The sequence below is a fragment of the Galbitalea sp. SE-J8 genome (genome assembly GCF_030345695.1).
In the GTDB taxonomy this organism is placed as follows: Bacteria; Actinomycetota; Actinomycetes; order Actinomycetales; family Microbacteriaceae; genus JAUASV01.
This window is the reverse complement of the sequence record NZ_JAUASV010000018.1, coordinates 10,744-33,441: the sequence shown is the minus strand read 5'-3', so window position 1 is coordinate 33,441 and position 22,698 is coordinate 10,744. Positions and strand designations below refer to the sequence as shown.

Genomic DNA, 22,698 nt, shown 5'->3' with positions numbered 1-22,698 from the left:
GCCGAGAACACCTGCTCTGCACACTGCGCCCGGATGCCGTGGACCGTCAGAAGGTGACGAGCGCCTTGAGCGACTCGCGGGCATCCATCTCGGCGTACCCGGTGGGCACGTCGTCGATCGTGATGCTCGTGTCGAACACCCGGCCGGGCGCGATCACGCCGTCGAGCACCTGCGGGATCGCCGCGTCGAGGTAGGCGCGCACGGGGGCCGGGCCGCCCGTGAGGGTCGCGTTCTTGCCGAACAGCGAGCCGAACCCGATCGGCGCCGACTCGTACTGCGGCACGCCGACGCGCGAGATGACGCCACCCGGACGCACGATGCCGACGGCCTGCTCGTACGCCGGCATGAGGCCGACGGCCTCGATCACGACGTGACTGCCCTCGCCGTTCGTGAGGTCCATCACCCGCGCGATGCCCTCGTCGCCGCGCTCGGCCACGACATCCGTCGCCCCGAACTCGACGCCGAGCCCGGTGCGGCTGCCGTGGCGGCCCATGAGGATGATGCGCTCGGCGCCGAGCTGCCGCGCCGCGAGGACGGCGGAGAGTCCGACGGCGCCGTCGCCGATCACCGTGACCGTGGCGCCCGGCGCGACCCGGCCCTGGTGCGCCGCGTGGTGGCCGGTGAGATAGACGTCGGAGAGGCTGAGCAGCGACGGCAGCAGGTCGCTGGTCTCGTCGATTCCGGGCACGACGACGAGGCTCCCGTCGGCGAGCGGGATGCGCGCGAGCTCGGCCTGCAGGCCGCCGGTGGCGGCGGTGCCGTACCAGCCGCCGTGGACGCACGACGTCGTCAGCCCCTCACGGCAGAACACGCACGTGTTGTCCTGGAACGCGAACGGCGCGATGACGAAGTCGCCCCGCTTCAGCGTGGCGACGGCCGGGCCGACCTCCTCGACGACGCCGATGAGCTCGTGGCCCATCGGCACGCCCCGCTCCGCGTGCGGCATCGAGTGGTACGGGTGCAGGTCGGATCCGCACACGCACGCGCGCACGGCGCGCACGACGGCGTCCGTAGGGCGCTGGATGACCGGGTCGGGAACGGTCTCGACGCGCACGTCGCCCGCGCCGTACATGAACGTGGCCTTCACGAATGGTGCCCCTCACGGTGGGAATCGGCGGGCGCGGTGCGCGCCCGCATCCATTCGAGCCGCCGGCCGGAGGCGATCGGCAGTGCCTGTCGTGACCGGTACCGGCAGAACCCCCCGGGCCACGCCATCCGCGACGCCATCCGCCGGCTCGTCAGGCGCGCCCGGCGTCGGCGGCGCCCGCGTCGGCGGCATCCGCGTCGGCGTCCGCGGCGCTCGCGGCCGGTGCAGCGGATGTCGCCGTCCAGCTGCCGAGCAGCGCGAGCCGTTCGGGCGTCACCGCGTCGGGCACGGGGAAGTACGTGAACAGCGTGAGGCCGGGATCGGCGGGCAGCTCGAGCGCCTCGAACTCGAGATCGAGCTCACCGACGAGCGGGTGCACGATGCGCTTGGAGCCCGTGCGGTGGTAGCGCACGTTGTGCGCCGCCCACCGCGTGCTGAACTCCGGGCTCTGGGTCGCGAGCTCCCCGACGAGGCCCGTGAGCACGCGGTCCGCGGGGTTGCGGCCGGTGTACGTGCGCAGGGTCGCGACGATGTCATCCGCTCCGCGCTCCCAGTCCGGGTAGTAGATGCGCGACCGCGGGTCGAGGAAGACGAACCGGGCGCCGTTGCCGCGGGCGATCGGGCTGTCGAGCACCTCGGACTGGATCGCGCGGCCGAGCGGGTTGCACGCGAGCACGTCCATGCGCTCGTTGCGCACCCAGGCGGGAGCGCCGGTGATCGCGTCGAGCAGCCGCTGGATGCCCGGGCGCGGCCGCCCGCCGTCCGGCCGGCCCGGGACGCGCCGGGGTCGACGCGCGGCGCGGGCGAGATCGAACAGGTGGGCGGTCTCCGCGTCGTCGAGGCGCAGCGCGTGCGCGATCGCCGCGAGCACCTCCTCCGACACACCCGAGAGCACACCGCGCTCGATGCGCCGGTAGTACTCCGAGCTGACGCCCGCGAGCACCGCGACCTCCTCCCGCCGCAGGCCGGGAACGCGCCGGCCCGTGCCGACGGCGAGCCCGACCTGCTCCGGCCCGATGCGGTCACGTCGGGAGCGGAGGTACTCGCTGATCTCCTGACGGCTGTCCATGACCACACCGTAGGGGGCGTGACCGCGCCGTGGGGGTCCCTGTCGGTACCCCGTTCACAGACTCTCCCTCGCGGGGGCGAGGAGGGTGCTGAATGGAGAACGTACATCGACGAAAGGCACCTGATGACCCCCCTCACGCTCGACGACCCGTTCACGCTCAACAACGGCGTGCGGCTCCCGGCCATCGGATTCGGCGTGTTCCAGACGCCGCCGGACGAGACCACGGATGCCGTGCTCGCCGCCCTCGAGACCGGCTACCGTCACATCGACACCGCGGCCGCCTACGGCAACGAGCGCGGGGTCGGCGAGGCCATCCGGCGCTCGGGCATCCCGCGCGAGGAGGTCTTCATCGAGTCGAAGGTCTGGATCTCGGACTACGGCTACGAGGAGACGCTGCACGCCTTCGAGAAGAGCGCCGACAAGCTCGGCGTCGAGCGGATCGACCTGTTCATCCTGCACCAGGCGCTGCCGAGCGCGTTCGACCGCACCCGCGCCGCGTACCGCGCGCTCGAGACCCTCCTCGCCGACGGCCGGGTGCGCGCGATCGGCGTCAGCAACTTCATGCGCACCCACCTCGACGACCTGATGGCGGAGGCATCCGTCGTCCCGGCCGTGAACCAGATCGAGGTGCACCCGTACTTCACGCAGCCGGACGTGCAGTCGGCCGACGCGCAGCTCGGCACCCTCACGCAGGCCTGGTCGCCGATCGGCGGCATCACGAGCTACCGCGGCAACGGCGGCGGCAGCACGTTCGACGACCCCACGATCGCCGCCATCGCCGCGGTGCACGGCACGACCCCGGCACAGGTGATGCTGCGCTGGCACCTGCAGCAGGGCCGGTCCGCGATCCCGAAGTCCGTCAAGCGGGCGCGCATCGAGGAGAACTTCGACATCTTCGACGTCGAGCTCACGGATGCCGAGCTCGCGGCGATCAGCGGCCTCGACCGCGGTGTGCGCGGCGGTCCCGAGCCCGAGGCGGTCACGCTCGAGACCTTCGCCCGCGACATCCCGGAGGCCTGACCGTGGCGATCACGACCGCCGCCCGGGTCGCCGTGATCACGGGGGCGTCATCCGGCATCGGCGAGGCGACCGCCCGCGCCCTCGCCGCGGAGGGCTACACCGTCGCGCTGCTCGCCCGGCGCCGCGACCGCATCTCCGAGCTCGCGACCGAGCTCGGCGGCGGCTCGATCGCCGTCGAGACGGATGTCACCGACCGCGACTCGGTGCTCGCGGCCGCCGCCCGCGTGCGCGACGAGCTGGGCCGGGTCGACGTGCTCGTCAACAACGCCGGCGTCATGCTGCTCGGGCCGTTCTCGGCCGAGCGTCACGAGGACTACCGACGCATGATCGAGACGAACCTGCTCGGCGCGATCACCGCGACCGAGGTGTTCCTCGACCAGCTGACGAGCGACGGCGGAGGCGACATCATCACGGTCTCGTCGGTCGCGGGCCGCAGCGCGCGTCCCGTCAACGGCGTGTACGCGGCGACCAAGTGGGGCGTCAACGGCTGGTCGGAGTCGCTGCGCCAGCAGCTGCTGCCCGACGTGCGCGTGACCCTCGTCGAGCCGGGCGCGGTCAAGACCGACCTGCCCAGCCACATCACCGACGAGCAGACCCGGAAGACGACCGAGGAGATGTACGCCGGCGTCGAGGTGACGCCCGAGGACATCGCCGAGGTCATCGTGTTCGCGGTGACCCGGCCGCGGCACGTCGCGGTGCACGAGATCCTCGTCCGCCCGGCCGGTCAGGCGTAGCCGGGGATGCCGTGTCCGCGCCCGTCAGCCGACGCGCCCTGCTGCGCCTCCCCCTCGGCGGGGGCGCGGCGAGTGCGGTGCTGACGGCGTCCGGGTGCACGCCGGATCGCTACGTGCTCACCGCGCCGCCCCGAGCGGCCGGTACCGGGCGTCGAGCACCCGGCCAGCGCCGGCCACCGCGGTCATCGTGATCGAGGTCCAGGCGCCGCGCGGGAACACCGCGTCCGTGACGACGACCTCGCCGTCCAGCGCGAAGACCTCGATCGACGTCGTGTCGACGACGAGGGTGAGGCCGACGACCGCGAGCGGCAGCGGCAGGCGCGTCACCGTCCGCGTGAGGTCGGTCGTGATCAGCGCGCCGAGCGCGTGCCGGCGGTCGACGGTGAGCGTGCCGGCGCCATCGAGCTCGACCCGCAGCTCCGATCCATCGCCGGCCCGCAGGCTCCATCGCAGCCGCGCGTCGGCATCCAGCGCGAGGTCCAGGTCGAGGCGGAAAGCGGATGCGGTGGCGATCGTCGCCCGCGTGCCGACGCCCGGCACGCCCCGCCACCCGTCCGCATCCGCCGTCGCCGGCACGTCGGCGACGAGCGGCCGCTGCAGCAGCACGACCTCGCCGTCCCGTTCCCGGGCGCCGAGCTCGCGGGGCACCGTCATCACGCCTCGCCACGGCTGCGTCGGCACCTCGCGCGCGTAGGCCCAGTTGCTCATCCAGCCGATGCCGATCCGTCGGCCGTCGGGGGCGCTGTCGAAGGTGACGAGCGCGTAGCAGTCGTGCCCGGCGTCGAGCCGTCGCCAGATCGGGTCCGTCGGCACGAAGGTCTCGCCGTCGAAGTCGCCGACGAGGTACCGGGTGGCGGAGCCGTCGCCGTCCTCGTCCGGGTTGACGCTGATCACGAGCACCCAGACGGTGCGCGTGCCCGTGTCGAGGGCGAACAGGTCGGGGCACTCCCAGAGCTGCTCGGTCTCCCCGACCGCCTCGACCGTGCCGACCGGGGACCACGCGCGCAGGTCGGCCGATCGGTAGATCAGCACCTGCCGTCGCTCCGCCTCCACGGCCACCATCACCCAGTGGCCGTCGCTCGACCCCGGGTGCGCGAACCAGAACACCTTGGGGTCGCGGAACGCGCTCGAGCCGCGGTCGAGCACCGGGTTGTCCGGATGCCGCGTCCAGGTCGCACCGTCGTCGAGGCTCACGGCGAGACACTGCGCCTGTCGCCCGTCCGGAGCCACTCCGGTGTAGATCGCGACGAGCGCGGGCCGCTCCGGCGAGCCCCAGCCCGACGTCGCGCCCCGGTCGACGACGACCGACCCGGAGAACACGGCCTCCTCGGGAGTGCACTCGATCGCCACCCTGCGCTCGGTCCAGGTGATCAGGTCCGGGCTCGTGGCGTGGCCCCAGCTCATGTTCCCCCAGTCGATCCCGCGCGGGTTGTACTGGTAGAAGAGGTGGAAGCGCCCGTCACGGTAGACGAGGCCGTTGGGGTCGTTCATCCAGTGCTGTCGCGGCGTGTAGTGCGCGATCGGGCGCGGCGCGGTCACGGGGCCGCGACCGATTCGCGCTCCACGACCGGGCACTCGACGAGGATGGGGGACGGCCCGACGCTCTCCTCGAGCCCGAGGAGCACGCGTACGCCTCGCGCGCCGAGCTCGTAGTGCGGCAGCGCGACCGTCGACAGCGGCGGGTGCAGGTGCGCCGCGATGACCTCCTGGTTGTCGAAGCCGACGACGGAGATGTCGGCCGGCACGCGCACGCCGCGCTGGTGGAGTCCGTCGTACAGGCCCATCGCGACGCGATCGTTGTGGCAGAACACCGCGGACGCGCCGCTGTCGAGGATCGTCTCCACGATCTCGAACCCGCCGTCCTGATCGGGCTGCGCCTCGAAGACGAGCCGCTCGTCGAACGGCGCGCCCGCCGACTCCAGCGCCGCGCGATACCCCGCGAGGCGCCCGGAGCGCGCCGGCGACTCGGTCGTGGTGTTGACGAACGCGATGCGGCGGTGTCCCCGGGCGAGCAGCAGCTCGGTCGCCCGCCGCCCGCCCTGCTCCTCGTCCGGCACGACCGCGGAGGACCGCCCCCGCTCCGCGAAGCAGTTGACCAGCACGAACTCGGTCTCGCCGAGCGCCACGGGCACCGCGACCGCACGGTGGTACCACGTGGAGTACAGGATGCCGCGCACCTTGTGCTCGAGCATCATCGCGATCGCCTCCCGCTCCGCCCGTTCGTCGGCCTCCGTGTTCGCGACGAGCAGCACGTAGCCGTGGCGCCACGCCTCGTCCTGTGCGCCGTGGATGATCTGCCCCGCGAACGGCGTCGTCGCGATCGCGTCGGCCACGAGTCCGATGAACCGCGAGCTGCCGTTCACGAGGTTCTGGGCGAGAGCGTTCGGACGGTAGCCGAGCGCGTCGATCGCGTCCCGCACGCGACGACGAGCGTCCTCGCCGATCCGCGCGTTCTTCTTGTTGTTGAGCACGAGCGAGACCGTCGCGACGGACACGCCGGCCGCCCGGGCGACATCCTTCATCGTGACCGGATGGCTGGGTCGCTCGATCCCGTCGCCGTCCGGCGCGACCCCGTCGCTCGGTTCAGCCATCGGTCACCCTCGCCTCCACCCGCAGTGTATCCAGAGGTCGCCTCAGCCCTTGGTCGCACCGGCGCTCAGGCCGTAGCTGATCGCGCGGTTCAGCACGAGGAAGACGAGCAGCAGCGGCGTGATCGTCACGCACACGGCCGCGAACGTCGCGGTCCAGTCGATCTTGCCCATCGCGGCGATGTAGTTCTGCAGTCCGAGCGGGATGGTCTTCAGACCGTCGGAGAGCACGAACGTGTTGGCGAAGATGAAGTCGTTCCAGATGAAGATGCTGTTCACGAGCACCACCGTGACGATCGTGTTCACCGAGAGCGGGAGCGTGATCTGCCCGAAGATGCGGTACGGACCGGCCCCGTCGAGCGATGCCGCCTCGTAGAGCTCGAGCGGGATGTACTCGAAGAACGACGAGAACAGGTAGATCGACATCGGCAGCGCGAAGCCCGCGAGCGGGATGATCATCGACTGGTACGTGTCGAGCAGGCCGACGCGCGAGTAGTTGATGAACAGCGGCACGAGCGCGATCTGCACCGGCACGATGATGCCGATCATGAAGATGCCGCGCACGAGCCGGCTGAACCGGAAGCCGAGCACCTGCAGCGCGTAGGCGCCCATCATGCCCAGCAGCACGATGAGCAGGTTCGCGCCCATCGTGACGACGAGGCTGTTGAGGATGTTGAGGCCGAGGTTGTTCTGCTGGAACGCGCGCACGTAGTTGTCGAGCGTGAACGAGCTCGGGAGGGCGAAGGGATCGCCCGATGCGAAGTCGCTCTCGGTGCGCACGCTCGTGAGGAACAGCCACGCGAGGGGGTAGACCTGCGCCACGAGGATGATGGCGATGAGGGCCCGCGCGATCGCGTCGAACGCGGTCAGACGGGGCCGGCCGGAGCGGCGGCGGGGACGCGGGGCTGCGGGGATGCTCGTGCGGAGTGCGGTGGTCATGCGTCGGCCTTCCGGCGGAGGAGCAGCAGGATGAGTCCGACCGCCACGAGGCACTCCACGACGATGAACACCGACATGGTGCTCGCGTAGCCGTAGTTCGTGCTCGTGAAGGCCGTCTTGTACATGTAGGTCGTGAGCAGCTCCGAGGCCTGGCCCGGCCCGCCGTTGGTGAGCAGGTAGGGGATGTCGAACCCGCGCAACGCGTAGGTCGCGGCCATGATCGTGGTCGTGACCCAGACGGGGCGGATGTACGGGAAACGGATGCGCCAGAAGATCACCCAGCGCGACGCGCCGTCGATCCGGGCGGCCTCCTCGAGCTCCTGGGGCACCGCGAGCAGCGCGGCGTAGATGATGAGCATGTACAGGCCGCTGAAGCGCCAGCCCTCGGGGGCGGAGACCGCGACGAGCACGGTGTTCACGTCGCTCAGCCACGGCCGGGCGAGCTCGCCGAGGCCCACCCAGGACAGCAGCTGGTTGATGAGTCCCTGCGGGTCGAACGAGTAGATGCGCTGGAAGAGGAACGCGATCGCGACGGTCGAGATCACGGCCGGCAGCAGGTAGAGCGTCTTGATGACCTCGCGGCCACGGCGCAGCGTGAGCAGCAGCGCGGAGACGAGCAGCGCGCCGCCGAGCTGGAGCACGAGGCACACCACGAGGTAGCCGAGCGTGTTGAGGAACGCGCGCCAGAACACCGGGTCGCCGGTGAGCATGTGCGCGTAGTTGCTGAGACCGACGAACTGCAGGTCGGTGATGCCGTCCCACGAGAAGAAGCTCAGCACGAGCGACTGCAGGATGGGGAACAGCACCGCGACCGCGTACAGCGCGAGCGGCGGCACGAGGAAGACGAGCACCGAGAGCCGGGAGCGTCGAGGGAGCATGGCTGGTTCCTTGTCGGTCGGTGGGGGCCGGCTGGCGGCCCCCACCGACGTGGACGGCTGGATCGGGTGTGCGCTACTTGAAGTACTTGGGCGCGTTCTGGGTGATCACGTCATCGACGGTCTTCGTGAAGTCGTCCGGCGACATGTCCCCCTGCACGAGCAGCACCTGATCCTGCTGCACCGTGGTGTTGGAGGTGGGGTCGAGCTGCGTGTCCCACGGCATGACGAGGTCGGATCCGGCGGAGTTCGCCGAGTCGATCGCCTTCTGGTACAGCGGGGTCGCATCCGCGGGAATCGTCGTCGTCACGTCCTTGGTCGGCGACAGCGCCCCGCTCTGCGCGTAGGTCGAGTAGTACTTCGACAGCGCGAACTTCAGGAAGTCCTTGACGAGCGGGTCGAAGGTCGACGAGTTGACGGCGACGCCGATGCCCGAGGTCACGACGAAGTCGTTGGCCGCGGTCGGCGAGCCGTCCGTCATGGGCAGCGTGAAGAAGTCGACGTCGTCGCGCACGCTCGCGTCGAGCTTCGTGGTCGCGAGGCTGCTGAGCTCCCAGGTGCCGATGTTGTAGACGGCGGCCCCACCGGAGGTGAACAGGTTCTGCGCGTCGGAGTAGCCCTTCGACGAGAAGCCCTTCTGGAAGCACCCGGCCGAGCCGAGATCGCTCAGCCAGTTGGTCATCGCCTGGCCCGCGGGCTCGGTGAGCGACGACTTCCCCGTCTTCAGCTGCTTGATGTAGTCGGGGCCGGCGACGCGGAACGGCTGGTAGGAGACGTAGCGCTCGAGCGGCCAGCCGTCGGCGCCGTCGATCGCGATGGGCGTGACTCCGGCCTTGGTGAGCGCCGTGCACATCGCCGGGAAGTCGTCGAGCGACTCCGGCACCGAGATGCCCGCCTTCTCGAAGAGGGCCTTGTTGTACCAGAAGTACTCGGCCTGGTACTCGAGCGGGATCATGTAGAGCGAGCCGTCGTCGAAGCGCTGGTAGTCGAGCGCGTTCGGGCGGAACGAGTCGTAGATGCCGAGGTCCTTGAGCAGCTTCTCCTCGTCGATGATCCGCCCCTGCTTCGCGAGGTTCTGGGCGAACGGCGTCGCGTCGGTGTCGAAGAGCTCGGGCAGCTTGTTGGCGGCCGCGAGGGTCTCGTACTTCTGGATGTACGACGGGCGGTCGGGGGTCGTGACGAGCTTGAGCGAGAAGCCCGGGTGGGCCTTCGCGTACTCGTCCGCGATGCCCTGCATCGTCGTGACGACCGGGTCGGCGGAGTTGCGCGACAGCAGCCACGAGATCTGCCGCGGCTTGATGTCGCCGGTGGGGTCGATGTTGCCGGAGTCGCCGGTCGGCCCTCCGCCGGAGCATCCGGCGAGGGTGAGAGCCGCGAGGGCCGCGGTCGCGACCGCGAGGGTCCAGTTCTTGGTCATTGTCGTTCCATCTCCATTGATAGCGGTTGGTGTGCTGCGATTCGTGCGGTATCGGTTCTGCTGCGGATGTCGAGGTGCTGGAGGACCACGGTGCCTTCACCCGCAAAGACACCGAGGCGACCGCTCACGCGGTCGTACATGCGTGCGCTGAGGGCGACTCTCCCGTCCACCACGGCCACGAGGAGGTCGCCGTCGACGAGCACCTCGAGGTCGTGGCGGCCGGGCTCGAGCGCGCACGGTCGCTCGAGCTCGATCGCGAAGGGCACGTCGCCCGAGATCTCCCACTGCTCGCCGCCGTGACGGCGTCGAGGCCAGCGGTCGAACACGAGCCGTCCCCGCGCGGGCTCGAGGCGCAGGATGTACGACTCGTCGCCGTCGTCCGAGGCTCGCAGCAGCAGACCGGTCTCCCGCGTGCCCGGGGCGATGTCGATCGCGAGGCGGGCGTGGAAGCGGGCCGGCACCGCCGCATCCGTCAGCGCGACCGCGTAGCCGTCGGGAGCGCTCAGCTCCTGCGACGCGAGAGCGCGGACGGGCTCGCCGTCGAAGCTCGCCACGAGCTCCGCGGGGAGGCCGAAGTCGAGCGTGCCGTCCGGGCTCTGGTGCGCCTCGAGCGCGGACATGGTGCCGGCCCACTGCCAGGCGCCGTCGTCGGTGCCGCCCGCCTTCGACGCGATCCAGCCGACGAAGAACCGGCGGCCGTCGCGCTCCACCGACTTCGACGCGTAGAACGCGCGGCCGTCGACGCTGTCGCGCTCGGGAACGCGCCACGGGCCCTCGGGGCTCCGCGCCATCCGGTATCGCGTCGTGAACCCCTCGGAGAACTCCGAGTAGACGAGGTACCACCACTCGCCCCACTGGAAGACGTCGGGGCACTCGTGGGTGATATAGCGGCGTGGGTCCCAGAACGGCCCGGCCGGTGACCACGTGACGAGGTCCGTCGAGGTGAGCTGCGCGATCACGCCGCGGCGACGCTCCGGTCCGTGCTCGTGGCGCGCCGCCACGAGCATGCGCCAGAGCCCGACGCCCTCGTCGAAGAACACGAACGGGTCGCGCCAGTCGCCGGTCTCGTAGCCCGCGGACGCGCCGACGGTGTCCTCGGGGTGCTTCGTCCACGCCACGCCGTCGAGGCTCGTCGCGTGGCAGACGAGCTGCAGCGGCCGGCCGTCGGCGCCGAGCCGCCGCGGGTTCTGGCCGGTGTAGTACACGTGCTGCAGGCCGGTCGGGTCGGTGACGATGCTGCCCGTGTAGGCGTTGAAGTCCTCGTCGTCCTCGCCGCCGTTCGGCAGCCCCGTCCCCCGGTCCTCGAAGGTCACGAAGTCGCGCGTCGAGACGAGACGCCACGGCATCCCGCCCTTCGGCTGGGCCCGCGCGTCGAACAGGTAGTACAGCAGGAACTCGCCGTCCCGCTGCGTGGGGATCACGTCGCCCACCCATCCGTCGGAGGGCTGGAAGAAGACTGGCTCCGTCATCGTCGTCGATGAATCCGTTCTGCTTAAACGCTTGATCACCTGACGGTAGCGCACGGGTTCGCTCTGGTCAAGCGATTAAGCAGCGAATCGCCACGGACCTAGCCCCGCCCCGCGACGGCGTCGCGGATCACGACGAACGGACGGCCGGCGGGGCGGGCGGCGGGGCGAGCGGCGGAGGTCAGTACCGGCGGGCGCAGCGGCGCCTGCGCCTGTGCCTGTGTCTGTGCCGCTCTCGGTGCCGGTACCGGTCCCGGATCACCGGGCCGGACGGTGCGTCACGCGGTCTGGTCCCACGGCAACCGGTCGTCGATGCCGACCGGGCTCAGCGGCACCACCACGATCGGACGGTGCTGACGGTGGGCGAGCTGGACGGCCACCGAGCCGGCGAAGAACTCGCGCATCGAGCCCATCACGCCCGGCTCGCGCGTGCCGACCACGATGAGTGCGGCGTCGAGCTCGTCCGCGAGGCGCGCGAGCTCGCTCGCCGGGCTGCCCGCGAGGGCGCGAGTCGACCACGCCACACCGCGCTTGTCGAGGGTCGCGGCGATCGACTCACGCAGCGCCGGGTCGAACACCTCGGGCATCCCGTCGGCGAGGTCGGGATCGATCGACAGCGACACGACCGCACCGTCCAGGCCGGTCCCGATGGCGTATCGGCCCACGTCGACCCAGGCGCACACCAGGTCGGCGTGGAAGCGCTCCGCGAACGTCGCGGCGGTCTCGATGACGGCATCCGGCTGACCGGGAACCACGCCGACGACGACGTGGGCTGTGCTCGCGCTCATGGGGTTCTCCTGTCTCGAATCGTCCCGCTCCGCTCATTCTGTTTCGGTCCGGGTGCGAGCGGGGCGATAACCAGCAGGCTCGCGGCGAAGTCGACGGATGCAGCACCGGGCCTTGTCGAGCATCCGGATCGGTCGGCAGAATGGCGGCACCGACGCGAGGAGTCCGGCATGGGCGACGACGTTCCGACCCTGTCCACGGCGGCCGTGCGCCGTGGACGACCGGGAGTCCTCGATGGGCGCTGAGACAGACGGCGAGGCGGACGCGACGTCGTCGCGCGTGATCAGGCCGCTCACGCCCGAGACCTTCCGGCGTGGCTGGCGCTCGCCCAGAAGCACAACGGCGTCTGGGGCGGCTGCTACTGCTCGTATTTCCACGGCGACACGGAGCGCACGGTCAAGAGCGAGTACGACGGCCCGACGTTCAAGCAGCGGCTCGTGGCCGAGGGCGTCGCGCACGCCGCGCTCGTCTTCGACGGCGAGAACGCGATCGCCTGGTGCGAGTACGGCAGTCCGCTCGAGCTGCCGCGGATCTACCACCGCAAGCAGTACGACGCCGGCGAGACCTCGCCGGCCCCCTGGCGGATCACGTGCTTCTTCGTCGACCGTGACCACCGGCGGTCGGGAGTGGCGAGGGAGGCGCTGGATGGCGCGCTCGCGCTGATCGCGCTGGCCGGCGGGGGCGAGGTGGTCTCGTTCCCGAACGAGCTGCCGCCCGGCAAGAGGACGTCGTCCTCGTTCCTCCACAACGGCACGCGGACGATGTTCGAGAAGGCGGGGTTCACGTTCGAGCGCCACATCGGCACGAGCAAGACGGTGATGCGCAAGACGGTCGCGCCGGCCGGCGCGTGATGCCTGGCAACCCATCCGCCGCTCGTGGCTGCGTATGGGTTGCTCGGACGTCTGCTCCCCGCCGCGAGATCCGGCAGAGCAACGTGTTCTCACCTCAGCGCCGGCGCGACGGAGCGCGCGTCATCCGTACCGCGCGGGCACGTCATCCGTCGTCGCCGTGGTCCCTTCGGGTCGATTCGGCGATCACCCTCTCCGACGTCGCCCAGAGCTCCCGCTGCGCCGCCGGGTCGCGGGAGACGGCGCTGGGCTCGAGGATCGCGGGCTCGCCCCTGAACTCGCGCCACCCGCCGGGACCGAGGTACTCGCCCCCGTGCAGGCTCGAGTCGGTCGCGGCCCGCAGCAGCGACTGTGCGCCCGCCTGGGCGGAGTGCGTGATCGGACGCGCCAGACCCCAGTTCCTGCCGCGAACGAACCACGGCATCGTGCGATTGAGCTCGGTGCGAGCGCTTCCGGGATGCGCCGCGACCGCGATCGCCCCGGTGCCGCTGAGGCGCCGGTTGAGCTCACCCGCGAACAGCAGATTCGCAAGCTTCGAGTCCGAGTAGTACTCGACCGGTCGCGCCGCAGCGCCCGAGAGAGCGCGCGCCGGCGCCCTCCCGGCGCGATGCGCGGGGCTCGTGACGACCACGACGCGACCGTTGGCGTCGATCACGCTCGGCAGCAGTCGCTGGGTGAGGGCGAAATGACCGAGATGGTTCACGCCGAAGTGCACCTCGAATCCGTCGGCGGTCTCGGACGGCGGAGCCCACATGATGCCGGCGTTGTTCACCAGCAGGTCGATCCGATCGGCCCTCGCGAGGATCTCATCCGCCGCCCTGGCGACCGATCGGAGCGAGGCGAGGTCGAGCGGAACCGCCTGCACGCTCGCGCCGCCCTCATCGAGCTCGCGGACGCTGCGGCTCGTCTTCTCGGTGTCGCGGGCGGCGACCAGCACTCGGTAGCCGCGGTGGGCGAGGGCCCGGACCACCTCGAGACCCACTCCTGAGTTGCCGCCGGTGACGACGGCCGTCGACGAGGTCATCTTCGCTCCTTATAATCGGGACATCTGTCCCGCTTGAGAATACGGGACGCCCGTCCCGTTTACAAGGAGCTGCCGTGACGCCGAGTGAGCGTGCCGACGCCGCCCGCAATCGCCGGAGCGTTCTCGATGCCGCTCAGGCCCTGTTCACCGAGCGTGGCCTCGAGACCACGGTGCGTGACATCGCCGCTGCCGCGGGTGTCGGCGCGGGCACGGTCGGTCGCCACTTCGCGACGAAGGAGGCGCTCTACACGGCGGTGTTCGAAGACCGGGTCGACGCCCTGCTCGACGAGGCGGAGGCGCTCATCGAGTCCGGCGACCCGAACGGGTTCGAGACACTGTTCGGCTTGATCGTGCAAGCGGGGCAGGCGAATCGCGGCCTGTCCCAGGCGCTCGCGAACGACGGATTCGACCTGTCTGCGGCGACCTCCGGCGATCGGGACGTCATGGCCCGCCTCGACGTGCTCCTCCAGCGCGCCCGCGCCGCCCGGCTGGTTCGCGCCGATGTCGTGATCGCGGACGTCAAGCGCATGGTCACCCTCTGCGCCGGGGCCGCGGATGCGGCCGCATCCGCGCGTCTGCAGCAGATCGTGCTCGCCGGGCTCGTGCCCGCCTGATCCGTCGACGGGGTGCGCGCCGGCTCCCGGCCCCGTCACCGCTCGGGGCGTCCGGGAGAATGAGGTCATGGGTGCGCTCTTTGACGGCCTGGTATTCACGTCGCATGCGCAGCTGACGCTGACGACCGGGCTGGTCGAGCCGCCGATCCCCGATCTCGCCTTCATCGGTCAGGAGAACGGGCTGTGCGGGGCGACGGTCACCGGGGCGCTGTTCCTCATCACCGGGACGCGCACCGGCTGGACTCCCGTGCGCGTCAGCCTGTGGGACGAGGCGCCCGGCCTCGGCGAGTGGGAGGAAGTGGTCGAGGCGAGCCTTGTCCCTGCGGGCGAGGCCGCGTTCGCTGGTTGGGCGGAGCGCGGAGGCGGGTAATCCTGGTGTCTCGGGTCACCTGTCGAGTGTGACGAGAAGCCCGCGCCTGACCCGCTCTACCATCGTGCGGGATCACGCCGGAGGCCGCAAGCCGCGTCGCTGCGCTCGAGCGTTGCGCCCTCCGTCCTGCCGGTCGCCGAGGCCGCAGCTCAGATCGAGGCCCGAGCCGAGGCCGAGCGCGTCGCAGCCGAGGCCCTGACGCGACGCGCCGCAGGGCTGCACGACTTCACCCGCGACCCGCACCATCCGAACCCGAGCAGCGGACCCGACTTCGGGCCGAGCCTGTAGGACGGTTCGGCGTCAGGGCACCCGCTCGGCAAGCGCATCATCGCCGCGCCGGTGATGCAGGACCGCGACGACCTGCACGAACCGCTCCTGCCCGAACAGCCGATACCAGACGTAGTACCGAAACGTCTCGGTGCTGACGTGGCGCAGCCCGAACCGGCTCACGGTCGACTGGTGGGCGTAGTCGGCGATCCAGTCCAGCGCGGCCTCGATCGCGTCGAGACAGCGATCCGTCTCGTGCGGAACGTGCTCGTCGTGGTACGCCTCGATGTCAGCGAGGTCTCGCTGGGCATTGGCGAGGAGTCGGACGGTATAGCTCACGCGGTGCGGCGCGCGCGACGACGCGCCTTCCACTCATCGAGCGTGATGTAGTCGTCCGGGTTCGCGTCGGCCTCGGCCACTCGCTGCTCCAGAATGGCCCACTGGCCGGCCGGCACCTCATCGCCGAGCTTGGCCTGGATCGCGTCACGAAGCTCGACCAGCTCGGAAGGACTGAGCTGATCCACCTGCTCCATGAGCGCCGGATTCACCATGTCTTTATGGTACGCGGCCGCCCGGACATCGGACAGGGGGCGCGCCTCCGCGACCACTACCCGCGGCGGCCCGGCGGGAGCAGTCCCCGCGAGCGGGTGCGGACGAGCCAGCCCTGCGCGGTGGCGTGGGCGACGCCGTTGATCTTCGCCATTGTGATCGCCGGGGCTGCGTCGCCCTGCGCCGAGAGCTTGCCGTACTGGAGCGCGACGAGTTCGTAGAAATCGGGGGTTCGCTTCGGGTTGCCAAGCGGCTTGAGCAGATCCCGCTCGCTGATCTTTCGGCCGGAGGGCAGCACGATCTTCCCGCCGGTGATGGTCACCGTGCGCTTCATGGCGAACAGACGCTCGTTGATCGCCGCCTCGATGCGCGCGGTCGGCAGGGTGCGGAGGTCTTGGCTGAAGCGCGCGGCGGAGGTCAGCATCGAGCTCGGCGACAGGGCGTGCGGGTCGGGGTCGCAGGTGCTCGAGCCGGATCTCGCTCATGTGGTCGACGAGCTCGTCGTGCCGGGCCGCATCGGCGACGGTCAGCAGCGCCGGGTGCAGGAGCGCTTCGATGCCCTGCTCGTCGCGGGCGATCGCGAGGGTGCGGGCGTGGGCGAAGACGTGCGGGTCGATCTGTCGCCAGTCGATGACCCAGCCCGCCTGGCGGGCGAGGTCATTGAAGAACACGAACTGGCTGCGCGTGTTCACGTCGCGGAACGGATGCAGGGCCGTCGTCTCGCCCCATACCCAGGCGAGCCGGGCGGCGAAGGCATCGCGGTCCAGGCCGGTCAGCCGCTGCTCGTCGGCGAGGCGGCCGAAAATCCGGTCGGCCTCGTCGGGGATGGACTCGAGCCGCGCGTGGGCCAGGCCGGTGCCAGCCGGGCCGGTATCCGTGTCGCGCAGCTGTCCGCCCCAGGTGTAGAGGTCCTGGGTCAGGTGCCGGTGGATCGCGCGAAGGTGGTCGAGGTCGAAGTCGCCGGGCAGCGGCCGGTCCGTGAGCTCGGCCATGCGCAGCTGCACGGCCGCGGTCTCGGCCTCCTGCCAGGCGACGGGATCGCGGTAGCCGCGGAGGTTGACAAGCACCTCGCTGTCCGGGTAGGTGTAGTGGTCCGGCATCCTCGCCTCGAGTCGGCGGGGCCGGGGTCAGCGGCTGATGCCGTGGACTCGGTCGATGTCCGCGAACCGTTGCGCCACGGCCTCGTCAGCGGTGATGCGGTGCTCGAGGACGGCGCGGGCGGCGTCCATGTCGGCCTGGGTCGGCTCGGCGCCGGCCATCCGCTGCCCGGCGGCGATCGCCGTGAGGTCGCGCTCCACACGCGCTGCCGACGCCTGCCTCACGGCCATCACGCCACCTCCCTGTCACCCGTTCGGATGCTTCGATTCTACCCGCCGGGTCCGACATCCGCCCGGTGGTGTTGAATCGACACCGCCGCGGGTCGCTGTCCCAGCCTGCTCAGACAACCGCTGATTCGCGGGGCGGGAGCGACGCGCGCAATGCCCTTGCGGCTTGCGCGCGGCGGTTCGGTCCCGCACGATCGAGGTCCGGTCGGGCGGGGCGAGCATACGCTCGCAACCGTCAGGTACGTCGGGCACGCCGGCGTCGGCGCGAGCGCGATATGGCCGGTGTCGTGCCGCGATGAGGAGCTGCTACCGCCACAGCAGGTGGGGGAAGGCGGTGACGTTCAGCAACCAGAAGACGGCGATGGCGACGCCGATCACGATCGCGATCCAGAGTCGGAGCCGGAACGGGGTGATCCAGGGCGCGAGCGCCAGGACGCCGGCGGTCACCACGGCATCGAGCAGCAGGATGCCGAGGGTTTCCCCGACGTGCGGGATGTCGGTGCGGTTGCCGAAATTCGTGCAGCCCGTGAACACGCCGCACCAGCTCAGCCGAGTGGCAAACGCGACGGGGACTTGAATCGCGGCGGCGATCGGCAAGGCCCACAGCAGATGCAGCAGGCGAAGCCATCTGGACTTGGTCACGAGTTCAGTATCCGATGCTCGCCGTGCCCCATCCGGAGAGGGAACCTGACTGTACGTAGGCGGGGAGGCGGGTCCCGGTGCCGGCCGTGAGGGTGCCGGTCGCGAACACCGTTGCCGAGATCTCCGGGGGCGACGACCGTGCTGGCTCCGAGGTTCACCGTGCCACCGATGCCGTCGGGATCTCCGGTGGCCACGATCGTAAGGCTGTGCGGCTGGCCGTCGGCGGAGATGACGTGCAGGCCGTTGACGGCGGTGATGCTGTCGACCGCGATCGTCAGATCGGCGTTCAGATCGAGGGTCATCCCCTGGATGGAGATCGTCGGGCAGCCCGGGGTGCCGGAAGTGGCGTCGATCGTGGTGGGCGCGCTGATCGTCACGGTCGGCGTATTGACGCTGTTCGCCCAGGGGGCGAGCACGCATCCGGGCGTCGCGGAGAGGCCTGCGGACCAGCTCGGCGCGCCGCCGGCGGTAGCCGCCGCGTTGACGAACTGCGTCCAGGTCGCGATGGGCGTCAGGGTTGGCGCATCGCGGACGGCCGGGATCGTGAGTTGGACGGGCTCGGTCTGCGGTGTGACGGCTCCGCGTGCAGGAGTGGGCCTCGGCGCTGCCCGGCGCTCCGGCGACGGTGCGCAAGATCGTGAACGTGCTCTCGGGCGCCCTGCGGTTCGCGGTCGAGGACGGGCGGCTGCCCTCCAACCCCGCGCAGCGGCTCTAGCTCCCGAAGCCGACGAAGACGCGCAAGCGTTACCTGTCCCACGATCAGGTCGCCGCGCTCGCCCAGGCGATCGACCAGGCGAAGGACGGCCGCGAGTACGGCTACGGCCTCGTCGTGCTCGTGCTCGCCTACTGCGGACTGCGGTGGGGCGAGCTGTCCGGGCTCCGCATCCGCGACCTCGACCTCGACGCGAAGCACCCGCGGCTGACGGTCGAGCAGACCGTCGTGGCCGACAAGGGCTATCAGCGCATCGAGCCGCCGAAGGACTACGAGCACCGGAGCATCCCGATCCCGGCGTTCCTCGTCGGGCTGCTGCGCACGCAGATCGCCGGCCGCCCGGCCAACGCCCCGGTGTTCTACGGCATCCGCACCGGCACCTGGCTCCGCAACCACGTCTACCGGGTCGGCTGGTTCGATGACGCGGCGACCTCGATCGGGCTCAAGGGCCTCACGCCGCATGAGCTGCGGCACACGGCCGCGTCGCTCGCCGTGAGCGCGGGGGCGAACGTCAGGGCGGTGCAGCGAATGCTCGGGCACGCCTCGGCCGCGGTGACGCTCGACGTGTACGCGGACCTGTTCGATGGCGACCTCGACGGTGCTGCCACGGCGCTCAACGCGGCGGCGATGCAAACAGATGCTGCCAATCCGTTGCCAAAAGCCGCATAGGGCCGCTCCAGCGCTCCGTGGCAGAAACACAAAATCCCTGGCAGAACCAGGGATTTTGTCGTTGGTGACCCCAGCCGGATTCGAACCGGCGTTACCGCCGTGAGAGGGCGGCGTACTAGGCCTCTATACGATGGGGCCGTCACGACAACCACACGATCATGCCATACCCGGCCGGTGCGCTCCAAATCGCGACGGACCGCGCCGAGCTCGAGCGCGTCGCTACTCCGCGAGCACGATGCGGGAGTCGAACACCGGCCGCGGCGCGAGCACGCGCAGCGCTCCCGGCACCACCTCGACGTCGATCGGGAGCGGCGCGATGCGCTCGCCGTCCGCGTAGGCCGTCATCCCATCCGCTTCCAGCCGGATGCGCGCCGCGCGCCGGATCGTCACGTGCGGGTCGCCGACGTGCGTGCCCGAGAACACGCTCGGGAAGATGCGCAGGAAGCGCACGCGCGGCATCGGCGTGACGATCAGCACGTCGAGCTGGCCGTCGTCGAGCATCGCGTCGGGCGTGACCTTCATGCCGCCGCCGAGCGACTGGCCGTTGCCGATCGAGACGAGGTTCGCGGATGTCTCGACGACCTCGCCGTCGAGCTCGATGCGGTACCGCACGGGCTTCATCCGCGCGAGTTCGACGAGCAGCGCGATGACGTAGCGCACCGGCCCCTTCGGCCAGCCCATCCGGTTCGCGCGTTCGTTGACGAGCGCGTCGAAGCCCGCCGCGAGCGCGCACGCGAACCAGCGCTGCTGAACCACCGCATCCGCCCCGCTGAAACGGATGAGGCCCGCGTCGATCTCGAGCGGCTCCTGCTCGTCGAGCACGGCGAGCGCCGCCAGCAGCACGTCGACCGCGGGCTCCGGGCTCTCGAACGGGATGCCGAGTGCGCGCGCCATGTCGTTGCCCGTGCCGGCGGGGACGATGCCGAACGGCACCCCCGTGCCGGCGACGGCGTTCGCCGCGAGGTTCACCATGCCGTCGCCGCCCACCACGACGAAGGCGTCGGGCCGCTCGGCGATCGCGGCGCGACTCGCGTCGAGCAGTGCGGTGAAGTCCGGGCGCACGAGCGACGTGACCTCGTATCCGGCGTCGGTCAGGCGCGCCGCGACCGCATCGCCGACCGCGCGGTGCCGGCCGAACGCCGCGGCGGGGTTGATCGCGACGACGACGCGTCTGCGCGCTGGCCGCTCCGGGTCGTCGCTGGCCATGCCGACCATCATCCCATCCGCTCGGAGCGCCCCGCGCACGCCGCACCCGTGGGGCCCGGCCCGGCCCGGCAGGACCCGCCCGGCCCGCCCGGCCGGCCCGGCCGGCCCGCCTCGGAACCCGCGGCTCAGCGCAGCCGCACCCGCCGGATCAGCTGCGCGTTGAGCGCCACGACGAGCGTCGACGCCGACATGAACACCGCGCCGAGCCACGGCGGCAGCAGCACGCCGGCCCCGGCGAGCACGCCCGCCGCGAGCGGGATGCCGACCACGTTGTAGCCGGCCGCCCACCACAGGTTCTGCAGCATCGTGCGGTATCCGGCGCGGCTGAGCCGGATGGCGCCGCCGACGCCGCGCGGATCATCCGTGGTCAGCACGATGCCCGCGGAGGCGATTGCGACATCCGTTCCGGCACCGATCGCGATGCCCACGTCGGCGCGGGCGATCGCGGGCGCGTCGTTCACGCCGTCGCCGACCATCGCGACGCGCTCGCCCTCGGACTGCAGGCGCGCGACGACGGCATCCTTCTCGTCGGGCAGCACCTCGGCGAACACCCGGTCGATCCCGACCGCGGATGCCACGTGCCGCGCGACCGCGTTCGAGTCGCCCGTGAGCATGGCCACCCCGACGCCCGCGGCACGGAGCGCGGCGACGGCGTCGGCCGATTCGGGGCGCACGGTGTCCTCGAGGGCGATGAGGCCGACCGCGCGCTCCCCCGCTCCCCGATCGGTGAGCACGAGCACGACGATGCGTCCGTCGCGCTCGTGCTCGGCGCGGGCCGCGGCGAGCGCCGGAGCGAGCTCGATGCCGCGCTCGTCGAGCACGCGGGGGCCGGCGACCGTGACCTCGGCGCCGCCGACGCGGCCGGTCGCGCCACGACCCGCGAGCGCGGCGAACCCCTCGACCGGCCGGCGCGCGACGCCGCGCGAGTCGGCCTCCGCGACGATCGCCCGCGCGATCGGATGCTCGGAGGGCGCCTCGACGGATGCCGCGAGCGCCAGCAGGGACGCGTCATCCGTGCCCTCGGTCGCGATCGCGACGACCGCCTGCCGCCCCGCGGTGAGCGTGCCGGTCTTGTCGAACAGCACGGTCGTCACGGTGCGCGCGGTCTCGAGCGCCTCGCGCGAGCGGATCAGGATGCCGGCGCGCGCGCCGATCGCGGTCGTGAGCTGAGCGACGAGCGGGATCGCGAGGCCGAGCGCGTGCGGGCACGCGATGACGAGCACCGCGACGACGCGCTCGACGACGAACGCCGGGTCGTCCGGGCGCAGCACGAGCCAGACGACGAGCGTCACGACCGCGGCCGCGAGCGCGACGTAGAAGAGGAGCGCTGCCGCGCGGTCGGCGAGCAGCTGGGCGCGTCCGCGGCTCGCCTGGGCGTCGGCCACGAGCCGCACGATTCCGGCGAGCGCCGTGTCATCGCCGATGCGCGTCACCTCGACCGTCAGGGCGCCCGAGCCGTTGACGCTGCCGCCCACGACCGGATCGCCCGTGGACTTCGCGACCGGTGCCGACTCGCCGGTGAGCAGCGACTCGTCCACCTCCGAGTCGCCGTCGACGACGCGGCCGTCGGCGGGAACGGATGCGCCCGGACGCACGAGCACCCGGTCGCCCACGCGCAGGTCGGCGACCGGCACGGGCATCACGTGGTCGCCGTGCACCAGATCCGCGGTGTCGGGCACGAGCGCCGCGAGCGCGCCGAGCGCGTTCTGCGCGCCCATGATCGCGCTCATCTCGATCCAGTGCCCGAGCAGCATGATCGTGATGAGGGTCGCGAGCTCCCACCAGAAGTCCATGCCCGGGAATCCGAGCGTGACCGCGACGCTGTAGCCGAACGCGACGACGATCGCGAGCGAGATGAGCGCCATCATGCCGGGCTGCTTCGCCCGCAGCTCCGCCACGCCGCCGCGCAGGAACACGAGCCCGCCGTAGACGAACAGGATCGCGCCGAACACGGCCGGGATGAACTCGCTGCCCGCAAATCGCGGCCCCGGCAGATGCAGGATCTGCTGCAGGCCGCTCGAGAACACGAGCGTCGGGATCGTGAGCGCGAGGCTCAGCCGGAACTTGCGGCGGAACTGCGCCGGGTCGTGCGCGCTGTGGTCGTGGCCGCTGTGGTCGTGCGCGCTGTGGTCGTGGCCGCTGTGGTCGTGGCCGCCATCCGCTGGTCGAGGAGCGCTCGACGGAGTCGATCGCGTCTCGAGACCATCGCCTCCGCCCTCGTGGGCCGCGTCCGAGTGGTCTCGAGACGCGTCACTCGCTGCGCTCCCGGCGCTCCTCGACCCACGGGGCAGGTCTCGAGACGCGTCACTCGCTGCGCTCCCGGCGCTCCTCGACCAGCGGGGCTCGTCGTGGCCGCTGTGGTCGTGCGCGCTGTGGTCGTGGCCGCCATCCGCTGGTCGAGGAGCGCTCGACGGAGTCGATCGCGTCTCGAGACCATCGCCTCCGCCCTCGTGGGCCGCGTCCGAGTGGTCTCGAGACGCGTCACTCGCTG

At 71.2% G+C, this 22,698-nt stretch carries 25 protein-coding genes, 1 tRNA gene and 1 pseudogene; 7 read left to right on the top strand and 20 right to left on the bottom strand.

Annotation, left to right across the window (positions count from 1 at the left end; all coding sequences use genetic code 11):
- Nucleotides 1-46: 46 nt before the first annotated feature.
- A complete protein-coding gene (locus QT381_RS11740; RefSeq protein ID WP_289249130.1) occupies nt 47-1,087 on the bottom strand; it encodes a zinc-binding dehydrogenase in 1,041 nt (346 codons plus the stop codon).
- A gap of 151 nt (nt 1,088-1,238) precedes the next feature.
- The gene (locus QT381_RS11735; RefSeq protein WP_289249129.1) at nt 1,239-2,156 is read right to left on the bottom strand and encodes a helix-turn-helix transcriptional regulator; all 918 of its coding nucleotides are present in this window, start codon (nt 2,154-2,156) and stop codon (nt 1,239-1,241) included.
- Between the two features lie 123 nt (nt 2,157-2,279).
- On the opposite strand from QT381_RS11735, the gene QT381_RS11730 reads away from it, so the two are divergent.
- Nucleotides 2,280-3,176, top strand: coding sequence for an aldo/keto reductase (locus QT381_RS11730; RefSeq protein WP_289249128.1), 897 nt, complete (start codon nt 2,280-2,282; stop codon nt 3,174-3,176).
- 2 nt (nt 3,177-3,178) lie between these two features.
- Nucleotides 3,179-3,910, top strand: coding sequence for an SDR family oxidoreductase (locus QT381_RS11725; protein ID WP_289249127.1), 732 nt, complete (start codon nt 3,179-3,181; stop codon nt 3,908-3,910).
- Nucleotides 3,911-4,027: 117 nt separating this feature from the next.
- Here the strand turns inward: QT381_RS11725 and QT381_RS11720 are convergent, their stop codons facing one another.
- From QT381_RS11720 to QT381_RS11690, 7 genes are all read right to left on the bottom strand, one after another.
- Entirely contained in the window at nt 4,028-5,449 is a 1,422-nt protein-coding gene (locus tag QT381_RS11720) for a glycoside hydrolase family 32 protein (protein ID WP_289249126.1), read from the bottom strand.
- The gene (locus QT381_RS11715; RefSeq protein WP_289249125.1) at nt 5,446-6,501 is read right to left on the bottom strand and encodes a LacI family DNA-binding transcriptional regulator; all 1,056 of its coding nucleotides are present in this window, start codon (nt 6,499-6,501) and stop codon (nt 5,446-5,448) included. Before QT381_RS11715 ends, QT381_RS11720 begins: the two co-directional genes overlap by 4 nt.
- Nucleotides 6,502-6,543: 42 nt before the next feature.
- Nucleotides 6,544-7,437, bottom strand: coding sequence for a carbohydrate ABC transporter permease (locus QT381_RS11710; protein ID WP_289249124.1), 894 nt, complete (start codon nt 7,435-7,437; stop codon nt 6,544-6,546).
- Nucleotides 7,434-8,315 (bottom strand): carbohydrate ABC transporter permease, encoded by an 882-nt coding sequence (locus QT381_RS11705; protein WP_289249123.1) that lies wholly within the window; start codon nt 8,313-8,315, stop codon nt 7,434-7,436. Before QT381_RS11705 ends, QT381_RS11710 begins: the two co-directional genes overlap by 4 nt.
- A 73-nt stretch (nt 8,316-8,388) precedes the next feature.
- On the bottom strand, nt 8,389-9,729 hold the full coding sequence (locus tag QT381_RS11700) for an ABC transporter substrate-binding protein (protein WP_289249122.1): 1,341 nt from the start codon (nt 9,727-9,729) through the stop codon (nt 8,389-8,391).
- Nucleotides 9,726-11,198: a glycoside hydrolase family 32 protein gene (locus QT381_RS11695; protein WP_289249121.1), complete on the bottom strand. Its 1,473-nt coding sequence runs from the start codon at nt 11,196-11,198 to the stop codon at nt 9,726-9,728. Before QT381_RS11695 ends, QT381_RS11700 begins: the two co-directional genes overlap by 4 nt.
- 275 nt (nt 11,199-11,473) lie before the next feature.
- Nucleotides 11,474-11,983 carry a universal stress protein gene (locus tag QT381_RS11690; protein ID WP_289249120.1) on the bottom strand — a complete coding sequence of 170 codons (510 nt, stop codon included), beginning with the start codon at nt 11,981-11,983 and terminating at the stop codon, nt 11,474-11,476.
- A gap of 435 nt (nt 11,984-12,418) precedes the next feature.
- Between QT381_RS11690 and QT381_RS11685 the strand changes: the two genes are divergently transcribed.
- Nucleotides 12,419-12,832, top strand: a complete 414-nt coding sequence (locus tag QT381_RS11685; protein WP_289249119.1) for a hypothetical protein — start codon at nt 12,419-12,421, stop codon at nt 12,830-12,832.
- 142 nt (nt 12,833-12,974) lie between these two features.
- Here QT381_RS11685 and QT381_RS11680 read toward each other — a convergent pair whose 3' ends face one another.
- The gene (locus QT381_RS11680) at nt 12,975-13,853 is read right to left on the bottom strand and encodes an oxidoreductase (protein ID WP_289249118.1); all 879 of its coding nucleotides are present in this window, start codon (nt 13,851-13,853) and stop codon (nt 12,975-12,977) included.
- Nucleotides 13,854-13,927: 74 nt separating this feature from the next.
- Between QT381_RS11680 and QT381_RS11675 the strand changes: the two genes are divergently transcribed.
- Together QT381_RS11675 and QT381_RS11670 are read left to right on the top strand one after the other, a co-directional pair.
- A complete protein-coding gene (locus QT381_RS11675) occupies nt 13,928-14,467 on the top strand; it encodes a TetR/AcrR family transcriptional regulator (protein WP_289249117.1) in 540 nt (179 codons plus the stop codon).
- A 67-nt stretch (nt 14,468-14,534) separates the two neighbouring features.
- A complete protein-coding gene (locus tag QT381_RS11670; RefSeq protein WP_289249116.1) occupies nt 14,535-14,837 on the top strand; it encodes a hypothetical protein in 303 nt (100 codons plus the stop codon).
- Between the two features lie 300 nt (nt 14,838-15,137).
- Here QT381_RS11670 and QT381_RS11665 read toward each other — a convergent pair whose 3' ends face one another.
- From QT381_RS11665 to QT381_RS11640, 7 genes and pseudogenes are all read right to left on the bottom strand, one after another.
- On the bottom strand, nt 15,138-15,476 hold the full coding sequence (locus tag QT381_RS11665; RefSeq protein ID WP_289249115.1) for a type II toxin-antitoxin system RelE/ParE family toxin: 339 nt from the start codon (nt 15,474-15,476) through the stop codon (nt 15,138-15,140).
- Nucleotides 15,440-15,655 carry a hypothetical protein gene (locus tag QT381_RS11660; protein WP_289249114.1) on the bottom strand — a complete coding sequence of 72 codons (216 nt, stop codon included), beginning with the start codon at nt 15,653-15,655 and terminating at the stop codon, nt 15,440-15,442. Before QT381_RS11660 ends, QT381_RS11665 begins: the two co-directional genes overlap by 37 nt.
- A gap of 56 nt (nt 15,656-15,711) precedes the next feature.
- Entirely contained in the window at nt 15,712-16,077 is a 366-nt protein-coding gene (locus QT381_RS11655; protein WP_289249113.1) for a hypothetical protein, read from the bottom strand.
- Nucleotides 16,078-16,372: 295 nt separating this feature from the next.
- A pseudogene (locus QT381_RS15765) lies at nt 16,373-16,645 on the bottom strand (Fic family protein); the annotation flags it as partial.
- Nucleotides 16,646-16,780: 135 nt separating this feature from the next.
- Nucleotides 16,781-16,981: a hypothetical protein gene (locus tag QT381_RS15760; protein WP_353889773.1), complete on the bottom strand. Its 201-nt coding sequence runs from the start codon at nt 16,979-16,981 to the stop codon at nt 16,781-16,783.
- 303 nt (nt 16,982-17,284) lie between these two features.
- Entirely contained in the window at nt 17,285-17,620 is a 336-nt protein-coding gene (locus tag QT381_RS11645; RefSeq protein WP_289249111.1) for a hypothetical protein, read from the bottom strand.
- Nucleotides 17,617-17,997, bottom strand: coding sequence for a hypothetical protein (locus QT381_RS11640; RefSeq protein WP_289249110.1), 381 nt, complete (start codon nt 17,995-17,997; stop codon nt 17,617-17,619). The genes QT381_RS11645 and QT381_RS11640 overlap by 4 nt, the downstream gene beginning before the upstream one ends.
- A 206-nt stretch (nt 17,998-18,203) precedes the next feature.
- Here QT381_RS11640 and QT381_RS11635 point away from each other — a divergent pair, with 206 nt between their 5' ends.
- The gene (locus QT381_RS11635) at nt 18,204-18,335 is read left to right on the top strand and encodes a hypothetical protein (protein WP_289249109.1); all 132 of its coding nucleotides are present in this window, start codon (nt 18,204-18,206) and stop codon (nt 18,333-18,335) included.
- Nucleotides 18,336-18,368: 33 nt separating this feature from the next.
- Complete coding sequence (locus tag QT381_RS11630) at nt 18,369-19,001, top strand: site-specific integrase (protein ID WP_289249204.1); 633 nt, start codon at nt 18,369-18,371, stop codon at nt 18,999-19,001.
- Nucleotides 19,002-19,063: 62 nt separating this feature from the next.
- Here the strand turns inward: QT381_RS11630 and QT381_RS11625 are convergent.
- The 3 genes from QT381_RS11625 to QT381_RS11615 all read right to left on the bottom strand — a co-directional run.
- Nucleotides 19,064-19,139 (bottom strand) — tRNA-Glu (locus tag QT381_RS11625).
- An 81-nt stretch (nt 19,140-19,220) separates the two neighbouring features.
- The gene (locus tag QT381_RS11620; protein ID WP_289249108.1) at nt 19,221-20,207 is read right to left on the bottom strand and encodes a diacylglycerol kinase family protein; all 987 of its coding nucleotides are present in this window, start codon (nt 20,205-20,207) and stop codon (nt 19,221-19,223) included.
- A 125-nt stretch (nt 20,208-20,332) separates the two neighbouring features.
- Nucleotides 20,333-22,698 (bottom strand): heavy metal translocating P-type ATPase (locus tag QT381_RS11615; RefSeq protein WP_353889772.1); only part of this gene is annotated, 2,366 nt, incomplete at its 5' end.

Coding starts and splice junctions, on each gene's coding strand:
- QT381_RS11690 (WP_289249120.1), bottom strand. CDS start 11,983: ATGAGCGCGAGCACAGCCCACGTCGTCGTCGGCGTGGTTCCCGGTCAG.
- QT381_RS11680 (WP_289249118.1), bottom strand. CDS start 13,853: ATGACCTCGTCGACGGCCGTCGTCACCGGCGGCAACTCAGGAGTGGGT.
- QT381_RS11730 (WP_289249128.1), top strand. CDS start 2,280: ATGACCCCCCTCACGCTCGACGACCCGTTCACGCTCAACAACGGCGTG.
- QT381_RS11620 (WP_289249108.1), bottom strand. CDS start 20,207: ATGGCCAGCGACGACCCGGAGCGGCCAGCGCGCAGACGCGTCGTCGTC.
- QT381_RS11695 (WP_289249121.1), bottom strand. CDS start 11,198: ATGACGGAGCCAGTCTTCTTCCAGCCCTCCGACGGATGGGTGGGCGAC.
- QT381_RS11655 (WP_289249113.1), bottom strand. CDS start 16,077: ATGCTGACCTCCGCCGCGCGCTTCAGCCAAGACCTCCGCACCCTGCCG.
- QT381_RS11660 (WP_289249114.1), bottom strand. CDS start 15,655: ATGGTGAATCCGGCGCTCATGGAGCAGGTGGATCAGCTCAGTCCTTCC.
- QT381_RS11715 (WP_289249125.1), bottom strand. CDS start 6,501: ATGGCTGAACCGAGCGACGGGGTCGCGCCGGACGGCGACGGGATCGAG.
- QT381_RS11735 (WP_289249129.1), bottom strand. CDS start 2,156: ATGGACAGCCGTCAGGAGATCAGCGAGTACCTCCGCTCCCGACGTGAC.
- QT381_RS15760 (WP_353889773.1), bottom strand. CDS start 16,981: ATGGCCGTGAGGCAGGCGTCGGCAGCGCGTGTGGAGCGCGACCTCACG.
- QT381_RS11710 (WP_289249124.1), bottom strand. CDS start 7,437: ATGACCACCGCACTCCGCACGAGCATCCCCGCAGCCCCGCGTCCCCGC.
- QT381_RS11705 (WP_289249123.1), bottom strand. CDS start 8,315: ATGCTCCCTCGACGCTCCCGGCTCTCGGTGCTCGTCTTCCTCGTGCCG.
- QT381_RS11670 (WP_289249116.1), top strand. CDS start 14,535: ATGGGTGCGCTCTTTGACGGCCTGGTATTCACGTCGCATGCGCAGCTG.
- QT381_RS11700 (WP_289249122.1), bottom strand. CDS start 9,729: ATGACCAAGAACTGGACCCTCGCGGTCGCGACCGCGGCCCTCGCGGCT.